Genomic DNA, 20,105 nt, shown 5'->3' on the forward strand with positions numbered 1-20,105 from the left:
CCAAGAAGAGCGTTAAACGGCTTACAGCTCCTGCATACGCTGCCTGAGCTGACCGCACGCAGCGTCGATATCAGCGCCGCGAGAGTTCCTGATAGTAGCCTCCACACCAACGGAAGCCAGACGAGCAACAAACTCCTCGGCACGCTCGGGGCTTGCGGGCTTGAGCTTTGAGCCAGGAACCTCGTTAAGCTGAATGATATTCACGTGTGCCAGGGTGCCTCGGCAGAAGTCGCATAGGGCTCCAAGCTCGTCTTCGTTGTCGTTGACGCCCTGGATAAGTGCGTACTCATAGGTGGGACGGCGGCCGGTCTTGTCCACATACTCGCCCATCACGTCATAGAGGTGAATGAGGGAGTACTTCTTGACACCAGGCATGAGGATGTTGCGCGTGCTCTGGTTGGCGGAGTGAAGCGAAACGGCGAGCGTGAACTGCTCGGGCTCATTGGCAAAACGCTTAATCATGGGGATAACGCCGCAGGTGGACACCGTGAGGTGTCGCGCGCCAATGCCGGCGCCCTCAGGGGAGTTGAGACGCCGTAGAGCAGCAAGCGTAGCGTCATAGTTCATCATGGGCTCGCCCTGCCCCATCATCACAACGCTGGTAACACGCGTGTTGAAGTCATCACGCACGTGCATAACCTGCTCGTAAATCTCGCCAGCCGTCAGCGAGCGGGTAAGGCCCGAGGCGCCGGTTGCGCAGAACGCGCAGCCCATGGCGCAGCCGGCCTGCGTAGAGACGCACACGGCAAGGCGGTTCTTCGAGGGCATGCCAACACACTCAACGGCAACGCCATCAGGAAAGCGAAGCAGGTACTTGCGGCTACCGTCTTGCGAGACCTGTCGTGCTATCTCCTCGACGCCTCCGAGTGTGACGTAGTCCGCAAGCTCGGCTCGCAGCGCCTTGGACAGGTTGGTCATCTGGTCGAGTGAGGTGGCGTTCTTAACCCACACCCAGTCCTCAATCTGCTTTGCACGAAACTTGGGCTGGCCAAGCTCTGCGAGAAGGGTCTCAAGCTGGCCGTGCGTACAGTTCCTCAGGTCGAGCTTCTCGTTGTTTCGGTTGACGTCTTCCGTCTGCATTTCTGGCCCCTTGCCCTTGTCGTATGGTGTGGTGGAGTATCCTCTTTGGGTTACTGTCTCCGTGTGAGTTGAGTCTACCGCACGGCGGAGAGATGCGAGGGAGAGCACATGACAAGTCAGGACGTGTTGGGCCTCAAGGTTGTCGTTATAGCCGGCGGCTGGTCTGACGAGAAGGAAATTTCCCTGGACTCTGGGCGCGCGTGCCAGAAGGCGCTTACTGAGGCAGGCTTCAAGGGCGTTGACCTGCTCGATGCCGCAGACGGCGAGTTTGTGTCGAAGCTCGTTGCCGGAGGGTACGACGTGGCCTTCGTCGCAATGCACGGGCGTTACGGCGAGGATGGCTGCATCCAGGGTCTTCTCGAGATTCTGCACATGCCCTACACCTTCTCGGGAGTTCTTGGCAGCGCGGTGAGCACCGAGAAGGAGGTTGCCAAGACCCTCTACCGTCAGGCTGGCATCCCCACGCCGCGTGGGACTGACGTTGCGGCTGGCACAAAGCTCACGGATGACGATGTTGATCGCATTGTGGGTGAGCTTGGCCTGCCGCTCTTTGTGAAGCCCGCGGCCAATGGATCGAGCTTTGGTGTCACGCGTGTGACCAGCGCCTCCCAGCTTCGCGAGGCCGTGGAGCGTGCGACGGCTGGTGGCGACAGGGCCCTCATCGAGGAGTGCGTAACCGGCACCGAGATCACCGTTCCCGTGATTGGCAACGCCGAGCCAAAGGCGCTACCGATTGTTGAGATTGTGACCGGAGCGGAGTTCTATGACCTCAAGGTCAAGTATGAGCCCTCCTCCATGCACCACGTGATTCCTGCTCGCCTTGAGGCCGGCGTCTACGCGCGTGCCCAGGAGCTGGCCGTTCGCGCGCATCGTGCCCTTGGCTGCCTTGGGGCTTCGCGCAGCGACTTCATTGTGCGTGAGGATGGCACGCCAGTGATTCTCGAGACCAACACCATTCCCGGCATGACCGAGACAAGCCTACTGCCCGACTCCGCCCGTCATGGCGGCATCGAGTTCCCCGAGCTCTGCAAGAAGTTCGTGGAGTATGCGCTCGAGGCCCATGGGAAGTCGGAGGCATAGCATGGCCCTAGCCAACGTTGGCGGGCGAGAAGAGAACACGCAACGAGCTGCAGCCGCCCTTGAGCGGCTGCTTCTCCCTGGAACGCCCGAGGACATTCGCGCGAACTACCAAAGCCTTGCCGAACGGGCACAAACCCATGGGTTTGACCTGCTTGAAGAGGACATCGTGGTGCTCGATACCGAGACCACGGGCCTCTCGTTTAAAGACTGCGAGCTCATAGAGATCTCTGCTGCGCGACTCTCTGGCCGCGAGGCGGTCGAGCGATTTGAGACCTTCGTTGACCCCGGCAGGCCCATTCCACCAGAGATTCAGCGCCTCACGGGGATACGCGATGTAGACGTTGCTGGCGCACCTAGTCCCGAGGAAGCGGTTCGCGACCTGGCGGACTTTGTGGGCGGCTCTCCTGTGCTGGCGCACAACGCGACCTTTGACCGCACCTTCATCGAGGGGGTCCGCGGAGGCGCGGAGGTGTCGGACACGTGGATTGACACACTCGCTCTCTCTCGCATAGCGCTCCCGCGCCTCTCGTCCCACCGGCTCTCGGACATGGCGGAGGCGTTTGGCTGCGATTCTGTCACGCACCGCGCGGGTGACGACGTTGATGCGCTCTGCGGGATGTGGCGCATCATCCTATTGGGCCTTTCTGATCTACCAGCAGGGCTTTTAGGCAAGCTCTCGGATATGCATCCCGAGGTGGAGTGGCCGTTCAGGCCCGTTATCGCGCACCTTGCAGCCGAGAGCGGCCCGGAGGCCTTCTCGCTGAAGGCCTTGCGTCATGGACTGGTCTCCCGCGAGGAGGCACATCCTCGCGCGGATGCCGCTGAGAGCGACGAGGCGCTTGTTGCGCCCGCTCCTGAGGTAATACGGGACGAGTTCACGGCAGACGGCGTGGTTGGACGCATGTACGAGAACTACGAGACCCGCCCAGAGCAGGTCTCGATGGCGCTTGAGGTTCGAGACGCGCTTGCCACCTCGACCCACCGTACGATCGAGGCAGGCACGGGCGTTGGGAAGTCCATCGCCTACCTGCTGCCCGAGGTCCTTTTCGCCCAGCGCAACAACGTGACCGTGGGAATTGCGACAAAGACCAACGCCCTTACCGACCAGCTTGTCTCCCACGAGCTGCCGGCGCTTGCCCGCGCGCTGCCAAAGGGGCTCAGCTTCCACAGCCTGAAGGGCTACGAGCACTACCCGTGCCTGCACAGGCTTGATCGCGCTGCCGTGGAGGATCTTCCCCTTGAGCTGGCACGCAACGATGGGCGCTCAGACAATGCCATTGCGGGCGACATGCTTACGGCCATTGCCGTAACGTATGCGTACGCCTGCCAGTCTCCTGACGGCGACCTTGACGCGCTGGGAATCCGTTGGCGCTACGTCCCACGCCAGATGCTCACTACCACCCCCAACGAGTGCCTGCGCACGCGCTGCCCGTACTTCCCCAACGAGTGTTTGGTCCATGGTGCACGTCGCCGTGCCGCCAGCGGCGACGTGGTGGTGACCAACCACTCGCTGCTGCTGCGCAACGTTGCTGCAGAGGGGAAGATTCTGCCACCCATTCGTCACTGGGTGATTGACGAGGCCCACTCCTTTGAGGGCGAGGCCCGTCGCCAGTGGGCGCACGAGGTCTCTGGCGATGCCGCCCGTGCGGCGTTTGAGCTGCTTGGTGGCACCAAGAGCGGTGCGCTGCACACGGTGATGACGTCCGTCTCGGCATCCAAGCTCGAGGGGGCAACGCTTGTACAGGGGCTGCTCACCAAGGCGGCGGCGGCCGTTTCGCGTGCGGCCGTGTCCACGGCAGACCTCTTCATGGCTGTGCACGAGCTTGGGCCGCTTGCAAGGGGCGACGGCGGCTACGACATGGTGACTCTCTGGATTGACGAAAAGGTCCGCGAAACGTCGCAGTGGGGTGCTGTGGCAGAGGCGGGGTCTGCTGCCGTGGCGCATCTGGACGAGGCGGCGAAGCACTTGAGCGAGGCTGAGGAGAAGCTTGCCGAGGTCGCTCCGCAGCTGGCCGCGGATCTTACGGAGTCTGGGCGCTTTGTCACCGAGCTGCTAGAGAGCCTGCGGCTTATCCTTGGCGGAGAGGACCAAACGTACGTGTATTCCGCTGAGCTATACCGCTCCAAGCGGCGCATTGGCGCCGAGAAGCTCCTGGCCGAGAAGCTCGACGTGGGTGCGGACCTTGCCCAGAACTGGCTGCCCGAGATGAAGAGCGTGGTGTTCACCTCGGCCACTATGGCAGTGAGGGATGACTTCTCGCACTTTGACCATGCGGTGGGGCTTGACCGCCTGCCTGCAGCCATGCACAAAGATGTGCGGCTTGATTCAAGCTTTGATTTTGACAACAGCATGTCAGTCATTGTGACCAAAGATATGCCGGCACCAAACGAGAGTAACTACCTCGATTCCCTTATCGACCTGCTCTATAACGTTCACTGTTCGATGGATGGCTCTGTGCTCACGCTGTTTACCAACAGGCGCGATATGGAGCGTGTGTACGCCGAGCTTGGGCCGCGCCTTAACAAGGCGGGGCTTGCATTGGTATGCCAAGAGCGTGGCTCCTCTCCGCGACGCCTGCGCCAGCAATTCTTGGCCGAGAAACGCACGTCGCTGCTCGCACTGCGCTCGTTTTGGGAGGGCTTCGATGCCACCGGTGACACGCTGAGGTGCGTGGTCATCCCAAAGCTACCGTTTGCGAGCCCCAACGACCCCATAGTACGTGAGCGAGACCTGCGTGAGGACCGTGCGTGGTGGCGCTACTCGCTTCCCGAGGCGGTCATCTCGGTAAAGCAGGCCGCAGGCCGCCTTATTCGCACGTCGAACGACCGCGGGGTGCTGGTGCTCGCGGATTCGCGCGTAGTGCAGAAGCGCTATGGCCGGTCCTTTACGGGGTCGCTGCCTTCCAAGAGCGTGACTACGCTGGAGACCGCGAATGTGGGTCGCTATATCGAGATGTGGCGCTCGTCGCACGAACGATAGGTGCGGAACAGCTACTGCTCATCAAGTTTTTTGCGCGCATAGGCGACGGCGAGGGATCTGACCTCGCTGTCGCCTATGTATACGGTGCCGGAACACGCAGCGAGGCGCCTAGGCAGCCAGTCTCCCCTGTAGTAGGGAATCCTGGCGTAGACCACGGAGCCGTCGTCGCGCTCAACGTGCAGACCGGGCCAGTCGAGAAGTTCGAGGTAGTGTCTGTCGTGGAAGGTAACGCGTACCGTGCGCGCGCCAACACTCTCCTCTGGTTCTGAGCCAACTTCTTCTGCCAGGGCGACGCTCACGCCTTTCATGCGGTCCAGCCGAAAGACGCGCTCCCCATGGCGGGAGGGGTCATAGGCGTCGAGATACCAGGTGCCATTGGTGTTGCGCAGCCCCCGCGGGTCAACGTGACGCTGCCTGGGGGCGTCGTCCGCAATGCCCTGATACATGAAGTCGAGCATCCCAAGCTGGGATATTGCCTTCGAGCACGTGAGGATTGTCTCTCCCACCTGGGACTTGTTGGAGTCTGTGATGCCGCCGTCATCACCCAGGGCACACGCGACATGGGTATTGCTGATGCCTGTGGGAGAAAGCGATGAGGAGATCTTCTTTCGCAGCGGCGCATCTACAGGAATCCCCAACTGGTCGAGGGCCGCCTGCACCGCAATGGTCTCGGACTTGGTGAGGCGAAGCCTTCTCGCGTGGTTGCCTGCGCCCCCTTCCAGGGTGAGACGCCCGTTGCCGGCGTCTGCCGAGAGGGGTAGAACCGCCGCACCCTCTCCACTCGCGGAGAGGATAAGTTCCATGCGGTGGCGCGCCTCTTCCTTGGAGATACCCAGGCGTCCTGCGATGGTGACAACGTTGATGCTGTCACCGGCATGGTCCAGCGACGATATGATGGCCACCAGCTCGCGGGCCTCCTGCAGTCCTCCCTTGCGACCAGCACCCTGCTTGCGACTAGCCATGTGCAACAACCCCTTCAAGCTTTGCGTACCAGGCAGCAACAAGCTCTGCTGGTGAGAGGGGCGTAATGTCTTCCGCGATGGCCCACGACGCGGCGTCCTCAATGTTGCTCACCTCAACGCGCCACGTTGTGGTTGCGTGGGGTTCGTGGGTGGCCGTTGGCGTCTCGAACGTCCCTTTGCCTCTCGTGACCTGCATGAACTCGCGCACCGCATCCTCAGGTACAGCAAACACACCCTCGCACGAGGTTGGCCCCAGCTGGAATGGGAGCTTCTGCCAGTCCCTAATGTCGAAGTCCTCCGGAATCTCGAAGGACGTTCCTGCAATCTTTGATGCGCGGTGGACCCGGTCAATGCGGTATGTGCGAGAAGAACCAGCGATCACAGATCCGGCGTCGTCGATGGCAGGCGCCACCATGTACAAGTGCCCGCGCATTCCAAAGAAGCCGTAGGGGGCAATTCGCCGCTTGATGGTTGTTCCGTCGGCACGGGTGTAGTCGATGGAAGCCGCAATACCAGAGAAGCTGCACTCCTGAAGGGTGGCGAGCTGTCGGCTTGGGACTCGCTCCTCGGCAGGCAGCGCAACTGACGCAGGATAGTCAAAGGCATCATCGATCTTTGAGAGCGCGATGCGCAGCTCTGCTCCATAGGGAAAGTCCTGGTCGTCGACGAGGGGAAGGCAGGCCACGTCGAGCGCCATGGCGTCTTCCTCCGAGAGCTCAGTGCTCTCCACGAACGATGCGCTGTCCACCTGCCAGAGCGCCTCTGGGCCGTCGACGCGCCTCACCGTGATCCCACACTCGGCAAGGGCAGCCCTGTCACGGCGGAATGCCGTGCGATAAGAGTCTGCCTTTGTGAGGTCGGAGTAGAACGCGTGCCAGATGGTGGCGTCGCGAATGGTGTCTGAGCTCATGAAGGCAAGGGCGAGCGAAGCGATTCTCCTTGCCTGCTCGTCGTCCTTTGAGATCTCGGCATAGCCGTCCACAGCGTTCAATTCGACCCTCCCGTCCAAACCACGGCGGCGGCCTGCGTGCCCCCATCAGCCATAGCCGTGACATTGACTCATCTGGACTAGAAGATAGTAGACCGGATGACATTCGGCGCGCTTCGGGTGCTGTCATGTGCGCTCGTTGTGGGGGAATTGGCGTGCAGAAGACCGTCCAGGGGGTACAGGGGTGATATCGAGGTCCCTCAAGACGTATACTCGACAAAGTATATGCGCATTCTCGCGACCGAGGGGGCCGCGTGACCAGCGGAGGATGTACAGCATGGCCATGACACATGATTATATGGACTACCTGGAGGATCAGATTGGCATCTCTCCTGCAAACAGCCAGGAAGAGCTCCAGGCCGCCCAGACTATCGCCGACCTCATGCGTCAGCATGACGTGGACGTTAACGTGGAGGAGTTCGATGCTCCGGGCCTTGGGCGCATGGTACGTTGCGTCCTTCTCGCTCTGATGTTTATTGGGACAGTCCTTTCTGGCACGGGTGTCTCTGCCCTTGGCGTCATTCTTGCTGTGGTACCAGCGGCTCTCCTGATGCTTGATGCGCTTGGAATTGGAGGCGGCTTCCTCTCCAAACTTGGGCCGTCCGCGCGCAGCCAGAATGTGGTTGCCGTGCACCATGCCACGGGCGAGCTTGTTGCCAAGGGCAACAGGCCCATCGTGGTGGTTGCCCACTACGATTCTCCGCACGACAGCTTCCTGTACGGAAGTCCGCTCTCCCGCTACATCCCTATGTTGCGCAAGGCGCTCAAGTGGCTTGTCCCTGCCGTTGGAATTTGTGCCCTGCTCCAGGTGTTCTCCTTCCTGCCCGCGCCCTTCCGTTCGGTCCTCTGGGTACTTGGCATCCTGCTTGCGATTCCCCTCGCGGCATTTGGCGCCGATGGCATTTACCAGAAGTTCTCTCGCTGCTCGCTTGGCTCTAATGACAACAAGTCCTCGGTTGCCGCCCTTCTCGGCATCCTTGATAACGTTCGCCCCTCTGGCGAGAAGCCCGTTTCGCAGCGCGCCATCGAGAGGGAACAGCGTGAGCAGGAGGCAGCTCGGGCTGCTGAGCTTGCCGCAAGTCAGGCTGAGACCGTCCCGGAGCCTGCTCCGGCTTCCGAGCCGGAACCCGAGGAAGTAGTTGGCGTCCGTCACGGCAAGGATGTGATTGCTGCCCTTGGAATCCTTCCTGCCGATTGCGAGATTGAGTACGTTGACTCCTCTAGGAATATGAGAGCCTCGTCGTACGACGCCGATGAGACCAGCGAGTTGCCCGGAAGCCCTGTTCGCGCCGGCGCGCGCATTGATGCCGAAACCGAAGTTGACACTGCGGACTCTACCGAGAGCCTCCCCAAGCCAATGCCCTCCCGTACCACTGATGCAAGCGTGGAGCCTGCCCCTGCTACTCCTGCGGCAGATGTTGACGCTACGGCGGAGGTGCCTACCCCTGGTGCTGCCGGTGTTGACGTTGACGCTGCGGCGCCTGCTGAGGGTGCCGCCGCAGATACCCCTGCACCTGCTCCCGAGAAGACCCGCTTCTTCGACCGCAAGAAGCTTGCGAGCATGTTTGACCGCTTTGAGAGCCGTGGCGTAGGCGAGAAGGACGACTCGGGTCTCACCGCGACGCCCAACGACGACCTTGGGTCTACGCGCCCGACAGCGCCAACGCCTCGCAAGCGTCCCGAAAAGCCGGACGATCCCAACTGGGGCAAGTCGAACTTCAAGCCACAGGTTTCGGATGTGGCGCGCCGAGCTGCACTCTTTGATCTTCCTGACCCGTCGCAGATGTCCGATCCCTTGGCATCCGATCCAGATGCCACCCGGCTCGCTCCTTCCCGCACGGCGGCAACCCCCTCCAGGAGGAGCATGGGGAACCTTCTGAGCGATGCAGACGCCAGGAACGCCCAGCGCATACGCAGCAGCGTGCCTGACCCCGATGTGCCCGTGATCACCCCTGCCCCTGCAACACCGGCGCCCGTTCAGGAGCCAGTCGATGCCCAGCAGGACGGCTTGGACGTTATTAGCGCGGATGACCTTGGGATGCAGCAGGAGCCCGAGCCCGAGCATCGTTCCGAGAGGCACCACTTCAACTTCTTCAACCGCAGCAAGGACAATGCTGGTGGTCGTTCTCGGAACCAGGCCATGCGTGGCGGTAACTGGTTGAGCGATGATCCCGAAAACTGGGATGACAGCTCCGATTCCGACTCCTGGAAGGGAGGCGCCACCACAAGGAGCGGTCTCAGGCTGGTTGATGACGTTCCCGCTGATGCATCGGATGACCCCAACGCAACCGCGCCTGCGGATGGATCGTCTCTCGCCGAGACCCCCTATGATGCCGAGCAGAACGAGCCCACAGCAGACGGTGCTCCCAACGAAGAGACCGTGGAAGCTCCCGCCGACGTTCCTACCGAGGAAGACCTGCGTGCTGCCGTGCTCCATATGGGTGACGACGAGCTTGTCTGTCACGACATCTGGTTTGTTGCCCTTGGCGCTTCGGACCTCGACCATGTTGGCATGCGCTCCTTCTTGACTGAGCACCGCTCTGCCATTCGCGGCGCATTTCTTGTGAACCTTGACTGCGTTGGTGCCGGCGACCTTTCGCTCCTGACGCACGAGGGCTTTGAGCCAACCCGTCGCGCAGACAGGAGACTCTTGAGGCTCCTCACTGGAACGGCGGCCGACCTCCATGTGGATCTAAAGACACATACGTATGACTGGGCTGATACCGACGCCTCCGTTGCTATGCGCACCTCCGTGCGAGCGGTGACGGTCATGGGCCTGGGAGAGAATGGGCTGCCTGCGCTTTCTCGCACCGAGCAGGACGTTCCTGAGAACGTCGACGGTGACCAGGCTGCCTCCGTCGCCGAGCTCGTCACGGAGATGATTCGGCGCTCGTAGGCATGTGCCTCGAGTTTTTGGAGTCTGCGAGTTCGAGGGGGCCGGCCTTGCCGGCCCCCTTTGTGTGTCAACGCGGCGCGACCCTAACGTCACTCCTTCTTCCTGCGCCAGAGCGCGAGAATAATGCCAGCGCATCCAAGTGCGGCACAGGCCCCAATGGCCATACGCGCCGTCTCGTCACCAGTTCTGGGCGTCCCCTCTCGTCCGGATCTGCCCTTCTCGCTCGGTGGCACGTCTTCTCGGTAGTCGACAGACTGGCTTACGGAAGTAAGGTCCTTGTGGCTGGCAACTTCCTGTCCGCCTCGATAAAGAGATTCGAAGACAACTACCTTCCTGCCCTCGAAGGCTGAGCCATCCGTCTCGAACGGCATGGCAACCTGTCCGTCCGCCTGGGTGGGGATGAACTTCTGCGATGCCTCGATGGGATTGCCGCCTGAGTCAAGAAGTGGCTCCCCACTCTCAGCGTCCATGAGCGTCCCCTTTAGCTCATAGTCGCTCCCGGGAACAAGTCCCTCGTAGGCTACGACGTCGACGATTCCCGTGGTGTTTTGTGCCACGCCTTCGTGGCTTCCTGTCTTCTCGTCTGTTGCTGTTGTCTGGATGGATGGCTCATTTTCCTCTCGATTGTCTATGGTGCCAAGGTCAAGCACCTCGTTGTGCCGCGACCCGGGGAATTCGGTCGTGAGCTCAAACGAGACAAGCGCTCTCCCACGGTTGGCCTCACAGCGCAGCTCCTGGATTTGGTATCGATCGTACGGAAGCGAGGCTAACCCCTCGATGGGGTCTTGGTCGCCCTCGAGAGAGCCGCCAAACCATATGCCGCTGTGAGAATCCAGCTTTGAGGAATCCACTTCCGCCTCTCCTGAAGCCGCGCCGTTTGATTCCAACGCAGCGTCGTTTGCGTTGGTACGCTGCTGGGAGGCGAAGACGGAGGAGCCAAAGATGCCGTTCTCATCCGTCACGGCAATATGGTGTTCTCCCGTGGTGAGGCTGGTGATGAGAAACGCTACGTTGCCCATTGACTCCTGCGTTCTCTCATCGCGCTTGACGAAGCGAATGTCACTGCGCTCCACTTGGTCATGAACTGCGTCCTCAGGCGCCGTAAGGTCGACAATAGTGCCGTCATCGACTACGCGGAACGTTGCCGACCAGAGCCTGGCCTCGCTGTCCAGAAGGTATCCCGTGGGCGCAGACACCTCGCGAACCCTATAGGTGCCATATGGAAGGGTATTTGCGCTGGTGGAGGCAATGCCGTCCTCGTCTGTTGTCAGCGTTGCCGCAATGTCGCCAGGGTTGACTGTAGCGCCATCAACAACGACTGGGTTCTCGGAGGCGTTCGTCACAGCAAGCGTTGCCCCGGCGAGCGTCGCAGAACCAAGCGGTGCGTCCACGAGCGTCTCGCGGTCAAGCTTGCCAACGCGAACCCCTCCGCGAACAACCTGGTCATCGACGGGCGCCTGAGCGGAGACCACCACCCCATCCTCTTGGATGATCACATCGGCCTTCCAGCTTGTATTGACAAGGTAGCCTTCCGGAGCAGATATCTCGCGAATGGAGTAGCGCCCATAGGGAAGTTGGTGGGAACCGGTTGTTGCATGGCCATGAGCGTCCGTCACGAGGTCGACGTTCTTGAGGGCCTCACCAGGAGCAAAGCTCTCTCCTGCTACAACCACGGGATGGGCAGAGTTGTTGGTAATCTCGAAGCGTGCGCCCTCAAGTGCGCTGTCTCCCTGTGGAGCTGAGGTTTCAAGCTCGTGGTCGATCTTGTCAACACTGATGCCTCCAGATACCGGAGTGTTTGGAAGCTCAACCTGAGCCTGGTTCCCCTCATGAAGCACAATCGTTTTGGCCCAGTCCTCGTTGAGGAGGTATCCCGTAGGAGCCTTTGTCTCCTTGAGTACGTAGGTGCCATAGGGCAATTCGATGGCCGGGAACTTGCCTTCGGCGTTTGCCGAGAGCCTGCACACCACGTCACCGGGGGCAAAGGTCTTGGCGCCATATATCACAGGCTTTTGGGAGGCATTGGTGATGCTCACTTCGGCGCCTTCGAAGACGGCGTCACCCTGCGGCCCATTAGCCCCGAGGTTGATGTCCACCTTTGCTACTGGCGGGAACACGATTCTTTCGATGTTCTCGTCCACAGTGCCGGCATTGGCGGGAGTCTGAGAGTCGGCAATGGTTGCGATGCCTACCCAATTCGAGTTGAGCTGGTAGCCTTCGGGTGCCTCGATTTCTCGCAGCTCATAGGTGCCAAACGGCAGGACCTTCTCGCTTGTGGCGTTACCAGAGGAGTCTGTCACCAACTCCACGCCCTCGATAACCTCTCCAATGTTGTAGACGATGCCATTAACGTTGACGGCGTGGTCGGACATGTTGCGCACCTGGAACCTCGCCCCAGCCAATGTGGCGTCACCCTGAGAAACGCCTTCCCTGAGTTGGTGGTCAATCTTGTTTACGTGGATTGAGCCGAGGATTACCTGGTCATCGATGCCACGCCCCATTACGTCTTTCACTGCACTGCTATTGTTCCAGCCATCAAGTGTCTTCCAGGTGGCAATGCCGTCCTCGAGCGTGACGGTGGCCACATGAACAGAGGTATCGGTAAGCTCGTAGCCCTTTGGAGCAAGGGTCTCCTGGATGCCATAGGTGCCCAAGGGAAAGACCGTCTCGCCTTGCGAGTTGGTGTACAGCTCGTCCCCAGAGACAAGCTGAGAGCTGCTGTAGGTTGTCACGCCATTCTCGCCCGCCGCAAAGACCCATGTGCGAAGTGCCTGGCCAGAGATGTCTCCGGTGGTGTTTCCGTAGTAGGAGACGGTGAACTGCGCCCCCGCCAGAGAGGCGTCGCCCTGTGCCGTTCCTCCTGTCTGGGAATCCAGCTTCTGGACTATGGCTCCGGCGGGCGCGCTTGCAGGGACCTCCTCAACGGGATTTCCCTCCACCTGCGCTGTGGTGCCTGAGCTAACAGTGGCTCTGTAGACCTTCTCGTCCAGCAGATAGCCCTGCGAGGGATAGATTTCGCGAACGTAGTAGTCCCCCGAGGGGATGTTCGCAAACACGGCATGGCCATCGGAGTCTGTGGTGGCAGACTGCACCAGCTGCGTGCACTGCTCGTCGGAGTAGAGCCCATAGCATGCTCCCTCGAGTGAATAGCTGGTGTTATACTGCGTGATGGCCTTGTTTGCCGACTGCTTGTACAGCTCCACCTGACCGTTGGACGGGCCCAGCGGGAACAGAACCCAGCAGGACGGGAAGCACTTGGGAGTAATGGCTGAGATCTGGTTGCCATTAATAAGCGTGTCTCCCGACCCCAAACCATTTGGCCTGTGGGCGGAATGCCAGAAGAGGTCTTCGTCAGAGGTGCTTCCCCAGAAGAAGCCCACGTGGTCATCTACGGTGTTGCCATAGGCATCTGCTCCTGCCCGGAACACGGACGTGTAGGGTATGGCGCAGATGATGTCTCCCTTTTGGAGCAGGCCGGATGCCAGCATCTCCTCCTTTGAATCGAAGGTGTAGGAGATAACGTCATTGTGCTGGCAGACCGCAAACCAGTTAACCAACGCCGCCCAGTTCCCGCGGTGGCCGTCGGTATTCACGAAGGTTTGGTATGGCGTGCCACCCACCTTGTCGAGGACGTAGGCGACAAACCCGTTGCACTGCATGCCGGGAGAGTAGCCACCCGGATCCCCGTTTGGCCGTGGCTTGTTTCCGGTGTCGTTGACGCCCTTGTAGGGGGTGCCAAGGTAGTAGCTGTCGTTCTCGTGCGCTGCGAGCTCGTCCACAACCTGCTGGCGCGTCACACCTACCACATCGCTGATGTACCTGCTGCCATTGGGGTTATGCAGGAAGGCAATGCTTGTGTTGCCTGTTGCTGGAGACTGTGCCAACGCAACCCCGGCACCGCCCAAAGGAAGACCTCCAAACAGTTGCTCGGCAACGACAACGGCTGCCATTGCGAGGGCCAGAATCCCGCGCCACAGCGATCGCCTCCCTGCATGTCCCGGTCCAACGTGGGGTCCGCCTCGCAGCTTGTCTCCACCAACGAGTCGTGCGCGAGGGACGTCCCTCTTAGCGCGCCTGTGATTCGCTTCCCCTCTGAGTTCCTTTGGTCGCTCTGGTTTCATGCGTCCTCCTCCATACATCGATGGGCCTGTTGAGGGGGACCTAGGCTAAAGGGAGAAGCTTGCACTCTTTTGACGCTGCGCGTACAGGTTGCTGGCACACAGCTTGCAGAGTTTTCTACAACACCCTTTGTAAGCTGGTGAAACATGGATTCCGCAAAGATGGCAATCTCGACCAAAATACGTAGCGAGAAATATGCATCAACTTTGGCTATGGGATTCGAGGGCCGTTCTCCTCACCCAGTTTTTGTGGACTGGGTATACCTACCAGCAGGTAATTATGGCTCACGAGAGAGGAACCAAAATGGACAAGCAGCTGCTGGATTACGCCGCCTCGAAGGTTGACGAAATGCTCGCCGCTCCGTCGGCTTCGGAAGAGACCAAGCGTGCCGCGCAGGCATGGAAGGATGCCGTTGCCAAGGGCAATGACGCTGACGCCGCTACAAACACGCTGCTTGACGCCATTAGCGCGCACCAGACCACCATCGATGACCTTATCGGCTTTGTGGGCTCCGACACGGGTAAGCAGGTCTTTGGCGAGGAGGGTGCCGCCAAGATGCTGGCCCACTCCGAGGAGCGCAAGAAGGCCGGAGCCAAGTTCTGCGACTGTGCTGCTTGCAGGCCCTGCCACGAGCTGCTGCACAAGTTTGGCCGCGAGGAGGCAGACGTCTACCTGTAGGCGCTTTTGCCTGGGTGCCTGCCTACCGCGGCGTGCGGTGGCAGGCGAACGGCTAACTTATGGAGTGGAGCCACCTCGCCGGCTTGCTGTGATAGAATCACGACACATGCGGGCATCGCCAAGTGGTAAGGCAATGGCTTCCCAAGCCATCATCCGCGGGTTCGAATCCCGTTGCCCGCTCCAGAATACGCCGGGCCCCTTCGGGGGCCCTTTTTATGGGTACTAACCATATGACGGTAAGCGCCTTAGCATGGGCGCGCCACGCACCAAACCCGAAGGGACCATTACCATGACTGCCATTCCCATGACGGACGAAGAATGCCGCCTGGCAACCGAGGCTATCTCGGAGCAGCTTGATCGTTATGCAAACCTGCTGGTAAAGAAGGGTGTCGCTCTTCACCCCGAGCAGGAGCTTGTACTGTCGGCACCCGTTGAGCGGGCTGACTTTGCGCGTAGGGTTGTCCGTGCTGCATACCGTATTGGCGCAGGCCACGTGACGGTGATTTGGCACGATGACCAAGTGACTCGCATGACGTACGAGAACGTCCCCACGTCTTGGTTCGAGACGGTTCCCTCCTGGCAGCGTGAGCAGCTTAACTCCCTTGCGGAAGCTGGTGCGGCGTTTCTGTTCCTCGAGGGGTCTGATCCGTCGTCGCTCAAGGGCATAGATCCTGCCAAGCCCGCTACTGCATCGCGTGCGCGTAACGAGCAGTGCAAGTCGTTCCGCGATGGCATGGATTTTGGGCGTAACGCCTGGTGCATAGCCGGCGTTCCCGTGAAGGCGTGGGCTCACGAGGTCTTCCCCGAGCTCTCCCCAGCCGAGGCGGTTTATCGGCTGTGGGTAGCCATTCTCGAGACCTCGCGCGCCGAAGGCGACGACCCCGAGAGCGCCTGGGAAACGCACAATGCCTCGTTCGAGCAGACTAAGCGCATGCTCAATCGCAAGCACTACTCGGCGCTGCGCTACGCCTCTTCCAACGGCACGGATCTTACCGTTGGTCTTACCGAGGGCCATATCTGGGAGGGCGGCGCCGGGCGGCTCCAGGACGGCACGGTCTTCTTCCCCAACATCCCCACAGAGGAGGTCTTTACCTCACCTGACCGCATGCGCGTTGATGGCATCGTGTATTCCGCGCTGCCGCTTGTGCACAACGGCCAGACGGTTCGTGACTTCTGGTTGCGCTTCGAGGGCGGCGCTGTGGTGGACTATGGTGCCAAGGCTGGTAAGGATGTCCTGCAGCACATCCTCGAGACGGATGAGAACGCCGTGCGTCTTGGCGAGGTCGCGCTCGTCTCCAAAAACACTCCCATCCGCCAGAGCGGAATCCTTTTCTACGACACCTTGTATGACGAGAACGCCAGCTGCCACCTTGCGTTGGGCATGGGCTTCCCCGAGTGCGTGAAGGACGGCCTCTCGATGAACAAGGAGCAGCTCATGGCTGCCGGCGTCAATCAGAGCCACACGCACGTGGACTTCATGGTGGGTTCCGACGATCTCAACATCTGGGGCGTTGCTGCCGACGGCACCGAGACCCCTGTTTTCATAAACGGCCAGTGGCCGTGGGAGTAGGGCTAACCCAGAGCTCGCCACGTGGTAGAATTGCGCTGCTATAGTGGCTTGGCCACGGCACGCGCTCTTAGCTCAGTTGGTAGAGCAGGGGACTTTTAATCCCAAGGTCGAGGGTTCGACCCCCTCAGGGCGCACCACGAGAAACAGCAGGTCACGGCCCATGTGGCTGTGGCCTGCTTTTACATTGCTGCCATCGCACAAGCGCGACCCTTTTGTTTCAAGCAGAATTCTTTTCTCGTACGCTCTTGCCAGCCTGCCCCATGCGGGCCTATAGTCGCGCATAGCAACGACAGCCGCGCGAGATATCGCGCGCCACTTTTCGAAGGGGTGACCAACGCATGATTTGCACTGCACGCAGCCATGGCATGGTCTCTCTTCGACGCCAGAACCGACGAATCAGCCCCGCGATGTCGCGTGCGCTGGCATAGGTTCTTGTCGTCTCTCTCGTCACAGGCAGTTCTAGACAAGGCACCCAGCAGCGCCCGGCACGATCGGGGGCTCTTCGTGACGCCGCGAAACAACCACGGCGCTCGTTTGTTCGCATGTCTGCAAGGGGTATCAAGGCCCAACAACAGAAAGGTGCACCAACATGGCTGAGAAGGAAAAGGTCGTCCTCGCGTATTCCGGTGGTCTGGACACGTCCGTCATCGTGAAGTGGCTGCAGGTCGAGAAGAACATGGACGTCATCGCCATCTGCGGCAACGTAGGCCAGGATGAGAAGGACCTCTCTTGGATCAAGCAGAAGGCCCTCGACATGGGCGCCATCGCCTCCGAGGCCGTCGACATGCGCGAGGAGTACGCCGAGACCATCGTCTCCAAGGCCATCTGGGCAAACGGCAAGTACGAGGGCATCTACCCGCTGCTCTCCGCGCTCTCTCGCCCCATCATCTCCAAGCACCTCGTGGACATCGCGCACGAGTACGGCGCCAAGTACATCGCTCACGGCTGCACCGGCAAGGGCAATGACCAGGTGCGTTTCGAGACCTCGATTCGCGCCCTTGACCCGTCGCTCGAGATTATTGCGCCCGTGCGCGAGTGGGACCTCACCACGCGTGACTCCGAGATGGAGTGGGCCAAGGCCCACGGCGTGCCCGTGCCCACCACTCACAAGAAGCCCTACTCCATCGACGACAACCTGTGGGGCCGTGCCATCGAGTGCGGCGTGCTCGAGGACACCTGGAATGAGCCGCCCGCGGACATCTGGACTATGACCAAGAACCCCGAGGACTGCCCCGCCGACCCCGAGACCGTGGTTATTGGCTTTGAGGGCGGCCTGCCCGTCTCGATCAACGGCGAGAAGATGTCGCTGCTCGACTGCATCATCAAGGCCAACGAGATCGCCGGCCGTAACGGCTTTGGCCGCATCGACATGATCGAGGACCGCGTCGTGGGCATCAAGAGCCGCGAGTGCTACGAGTGCCCCGCCGCGCTGCTGCTCATTCAGGCTCACCAGTCGCTCGAGACGCTGTGCCTTGATGCGGAGACCCTGAAGCAGAAGGCCAAGCTCGATGTCGAGTGGGCCTCCACGGTCTACCGCGGCCTCTGGTACTCGCAGAACCGCGAGGCCATCGACGCGTACAACGCCTACACCCAGAAGTACGTCACCGGCGAGGTGCGCATCAAGCTCTGCAAGGGTGGCCTGTTCGTCGACGGCCTGCGCTCGCCGTACAGCCTGTACGACTACAACCTGGCCACCTACGACGAGGGCGACACCTTCGACCACACGGCCTCCAAGGGCTTCATCACCATCCACGGCCTGCAGTCCAAGACCTGGTCTCGCGTCCAGGGCCCCGGCTCCAAGCTGCAGTAGATCGCTACTGGGCGGGACAGACTCGGTCCGCCCAAGAAGCACGTGGGAAGCGATGCCGCCGTCGGGGTTCCCGGCGGCGGCTTTTCTACCAGCTCGTTTGCGCGAGCTGTTGCGGTAAGCTAGCAGGCACACTGGCACGGTATCGAGAGGGGCTCGCATGGCACTGTGGGGCGGTAGGTTCGAGAAGGGCGTCGATGCCTTCACGCAGGAGTTTGGCGCATCGCTCGAGGATGACAAGGCCATGGCGCAGGAGGACATCAAGGGCTCGCGCGCGCACGCCAAGATGCTGGCCAAGCAGGGCATCATCTCCAACGATGACGCCGCGGCCATCGATGCCGGACTCGAGAAGATCTCTGGCCAGATCGCGGATGGCACCTTTGCCTGGGATGTGAACGACGAGGACGTCCACATGGCCGTTGAGAAGGCCCTTACCGCAGACATCGGCACGCCCGGCGCGCGCCTGCACACGGGGCGCTCGCGCAACGACCAGGTGGCGACCGACATCCGTCTCTACGCCAAGCGCCTCTGCGAGGAGCTCCTCGAGGGCAACGTCGAGCTGCGCCGCACCCTCTTGAGCGTTGCCGAGAAGAACCTGGGCGTGGTGATGCCGGGCTATACGCACCTGCAGCACGCGCAGCCGGTGCTCTTCTCGCACCACATGCTGGCGTACTTCTGGATGTTCTCGCGCGACTACACGCGCCTTGTCGCCGCTCGTACTGCTGCTGACGCCAACCCGCTGGGCTCGGCGGCGCTCGCCGGCACCACCTATCCGCTCGACCGCGACTACACCACCCAGCTTTTGGGCTTTGATCACGCGATTTCCAACTCGATGGACGCCGTCTCGGACCGCGACTACCTACTCGACCTCGACTACGCCTGCGCCGTAAGCATGATGCACCTCTCGCGCCTGTGCGAGGAGATTGTCCTGTGGAGCAGCACGGAGTTTGGCTTCATCACGCTCTCGGACAGCTACTCTACCGGCTCGTCCATCATGCCACAGAAGAAGAACCCAGACTTTGCCGAGCTCACGCGCGGCAAGACCGGTCGCGTCTACGGTGACCTCATGGCGCTGCTCACCACCATGAAGTCGCTCCCGCTTGCCTACAACAAGGACCTCCAGGAGTGCAAGGAGGGCCCGGCAGATGCGGCCAAGACTCTGCTCGACTGCATGGCGATTGCCTCCGGGATGCTCGAGACCATGACCGTGAATGCCAAGACCATGCTCGCGCAGGCAGGCAAGGGCTTTACCGCCGCCACGGATGTTGCCGACTACCTGGCCAAGAAGGGCATGCCGTTCCGTGAGGCGCATGAGGTCGTGGGCAAGCTGGTGCTCTACTGTGAGAAGCACGGAAAGGGCCTCGAGGACCTGACGGCAGAGGAGTTCCAGGCGTCAAGCCCCCTCTTTGGGGATGACATCGCGCAGGACCTTGACCCCGCGGGCATTGCCAACGCTCGTGTGACCTATGGCGGTACGGGCGAGGCGGCGGTGCGCGTGCAGCTTGCCGAGGCCAAGGAGCGCCTAGCGGCCGACGAGGGTCGGTAAGGCAGTCTAAAACTGGCAAAAGCGGGGCGAGCGCGCACGAGCGTGCCCGCCCCGGTGCTATGTCTGCATAAAAACGCGCTATCGGACGGGATTTCGTGGCCAGCTGCATAAAAACGCGCTATCGGACGGGTCTCTCAGAGACCAGCAATCAATCATGAAACTAATTATCCATGAATATGAAAATATCTATAAAAATATTCAGTACCTTACATACTTAGTTGCAAGATTGATACCGCAAGCTCAAAGGCACCGTCCGATAGCGCGTTTTTATGCGCCAAAGCTAGAATGTCCGTCCGATAGAGCGTTTTTATGCACCAAGAGCCCGTGTGAGCAGTTCCTTGCCGCAAAGAAAGGCCCGGGAGGCAATCGTGACGCCTCCGGGCCTCCGCACCAGTTCCT

Annotated in this window: 11 protein-coding genes and 2 tRNA genes; 9 read left to right on the forward strand and 4 right to left on the reverse strand. The window is 60.8% G+C overall.

Annotated features, from left to right (window positions below; genetic code table 11):
- Positions 1-21: 21 nt before the first annotated feature.
- On the reverse strand, positions 22-1,080 hold the full coding sequence (gene rlmN / locus AUL39_RS00675; protein ID WP_059052631.1) for a 23S rRNA (adenine(2503)-C(2))-methyltransferase RlmN: 1,059 nt from the start codon (positions 1,078-1,080) through the stop codon (positions 22-24).
- A gap of 108 nt (positions 1,081-1,188) precedes the next feature.
- Between rlmN and AUL39_RS00680 the strand changes: the two genes are divergently transcribed.
- Complete coding sequence (locus AUL39_RS00680; RefSeq protein WP_059052633.1) at positions 1,189-2,160, forward strand: D-alanine--D-alanine ligase family protein; 972 nt, start codon at positions 1,189-1,191, stop codon at positions 2,158-2,160.
- A gap of 1 nt (position 2,161) precedes the next feature.
- Complete coding sequence (locus AUL39_RS00685) at positions 2,162-5,140, forward strand: helicase C-terminal domain-containing protein (RefSeq protein WP_059052635.1); 2,979 nt, start codon at positions 2,162-2,164, stop codon at positions 5,138-5,140.
- An 11-nt stretch (positions 5,141-5,151) separates the two neighbouring features.
- Here AUL39_RS00685 and AUL39_RS00690 read toward each other — a convergent pair whose 3' ends face one another.
- A complete protein-coding gene (locus AUL39_RS00690) occupies positions 5,152-6,102 on the reverse strand; it encodes a WYL domain-containing transcriptional regulator (protein WP_059052637.1) in 951 nt (316 codons plus the stop codon).
- Positions 6,095-7,084, reverse strand: coding sequence for a helix-turn-helix transcriptional regulator (locus AUL39_RS00695; protein WP_235810752.1), 990 nt, complete (start codon positions 7,082-7,084; stop codon positions 6,095-6,097). The genes AUL39_RS00690 and AUL39_RS00695 overlap by 8 nt, the downstream gene beginning before the upstream one ends.
- 283 nt (positions 7,085-7,367) lie before the next feature.
- Between AUL39_RS00695 and AUL39_RS00700 the strand changes: the two genes are divergently transcribed.
- Entirely contained in the window at positions 7,368-9,986 is a 2,619-nt protein-coding gene (locus AUL39_RS00700) for a hypothetical protein (protein ID WP_153001526.1), read from the forward strand.
- A gap of 89 nt (positions 9,987-10,075) precedes the next feature.
- Here AUL39_RS00700 and AUL39_RS00705 read toward each other — a convergent pair whose 3' ends face one another.
- The gene (locus AUL39_RS00705) at positions 10,076-13,870 is read right to left on the reverse strand and encodes a SpaA isopeptide-forming pilin-related protein (RefSeq protein WP_160327000.1); all 3,795 of its coding nucleotides are present in this window, start codon (positions 13,868-13,870) and stop codon (positions 10,076-10,078) included.
- A gap of 538 nt (positions 13,871-14,408) precedes the next feature.
- On the opposite strand from AUL39_RS00705, the gene AUL39_RS00710 reads away from it, so the two are divergent.
- From AUL39_RS00710 to argH, 6 genes are all read left to right on the forward strand, one after another.
- Positions 14,409-14,783 (forward strand): hypothetical protein, encoded by a 375-nt coding sequence (locus AUL39_RS00710; protein WP_059052645.1) that lies wholly within the window; start codon positions 14,409-14,411, stop codon positions 14,781-14,783.
- A 108-nt stretch (positions 14,784-14,891) separates the two neighbouring features.
- A tRNA-Gly gene (locus AUL39_RS00715) sits at positions 14,892-14,966 on the forward strand.
- Positions 14,967-15,087: 121 nt separating this feature from the next.
- Positions 15,088-16,353 carry an aminopeptidase gene (locus AUL39_RS00720; RefSeq protein WP_235810713.1) on the forward strand — a complete coding sequence of 422 codons (1,266 nt, stop codon included), beginning with the start codon at positions 15,088-15,090 and terminating at the stop codon, positions 16,351-16,353.
- 61 nt (positions 16,354-16,414) lie between these two features.
- A tRNA-Lys gene (locus AUL39_RS00725) sits at positions 16,415-16,490 on the forward strand.
- Positions 16,491-16,942: 452 nt separating this feature from the next.
- Positions 16,943-18,163, forward strand: a complete 1,221-nt coding sequence (locus AUL39_RS00730; protein WP_032110093.1) for an argininosuccinate synthase — start codon at positions 16,943-16,945, stop codon at positions 18,161-18,163.
- A 157-nt stretch (positions 18,164-18,320) separates the two neighbouring features.
- Positions 18,321-19,706, forward strand: coding sequence for an argininosuccinate lyase (gene argH / locus AUL39_RS00735; protein ID WP_059052650.1), 1,386 nt, complete (start codon positions 18,321-18,323; stop codon positions 19,704-19,706).
- The last annotated feature ends 399 nt before the right edge of the window (positions 19,707-20,105 follow it).

Source organism: Tractidigestivibacter scatoligenes (assembly GCF_001494635.1).
GTDB classification, from domain to species: domain Bacteria; phylum Actinomycetota; class Coriobacteriia; order Coriobacteriales; family Atopobiaceae; genus Tractidigestivibacter; species Tractidigestivibacter scatoligenes.

What these genes read in the sequence shown, in the direction of transcription:
- AUL39_RS00720 (WP_235810713.1), top strand. Translation starts at nt 15,088, where the DNA reads ATGACGGACGAAGAATGCCGCCTGGCAACCGAGGCTATCTCGGAGCAG.
- AUL39_RS00680 (WP_059052633.1), top strand. Translation starts at nt 1,189, where the DNA reads ATGACAAGTCAGGACGTGTTGGGCCTCAAGGTTGTCGTTATAGCCGGC.
- AUL39_RS00700 (WP_153001526.1), top strand. Translation starts at nt 7,368, where the DNA reads ATGGCCATGACACATGATTATATGGACTACCTGGAGGATCAGATTGGC.
- argH (WP_059052650.1), top strand. Translation starts at nt 18,321, where the DNA reads ATGGCACTGTGGGGCGGTAGGTTCGAGAAGGGCGTCGATGCCTTCACG.
- AUL39_RS00730 (WP_032110093.1), top strand. Translation starts at nt 16,943, where the DNA reads ATGGCTGAGAAGGAAAAGGTCGTCCTCGCGTATTCCGGTGGTCTGGAC.
- AUL39_RS00685 (WP_059052635.1), top strand. Translation starts at nt 2,162, where the DNA reads ATGGCCCTAGCCAACGTTGGCGGGCGAGAAGAGAACACGCAACGAGCT.
- AUL39_RS00710 (WP_059052645.1), top strand. Translation starts at nt 14,409, where the DNA reads ATGGACAAGCAGCTGCTGGATTACGCCGCCTCGAAGGTTGACGAAATG.
- rlmN (WP_059052631.1), bottom strand. Translation starts at nt 1,080, where the DNA reads ATGCAGACGGAAGACGTCAACCGAAACAACGAGAAGCTCGACCTGAGG.
- AUL39_RS00690 (WP_059052637.1), bottom strand. Translation starts at nt 6,102, where the DNA reads ATGGCTAGTCGCAAGCAGGGTGCTGGTCGCAAGGGAGGACTGCAGGAG.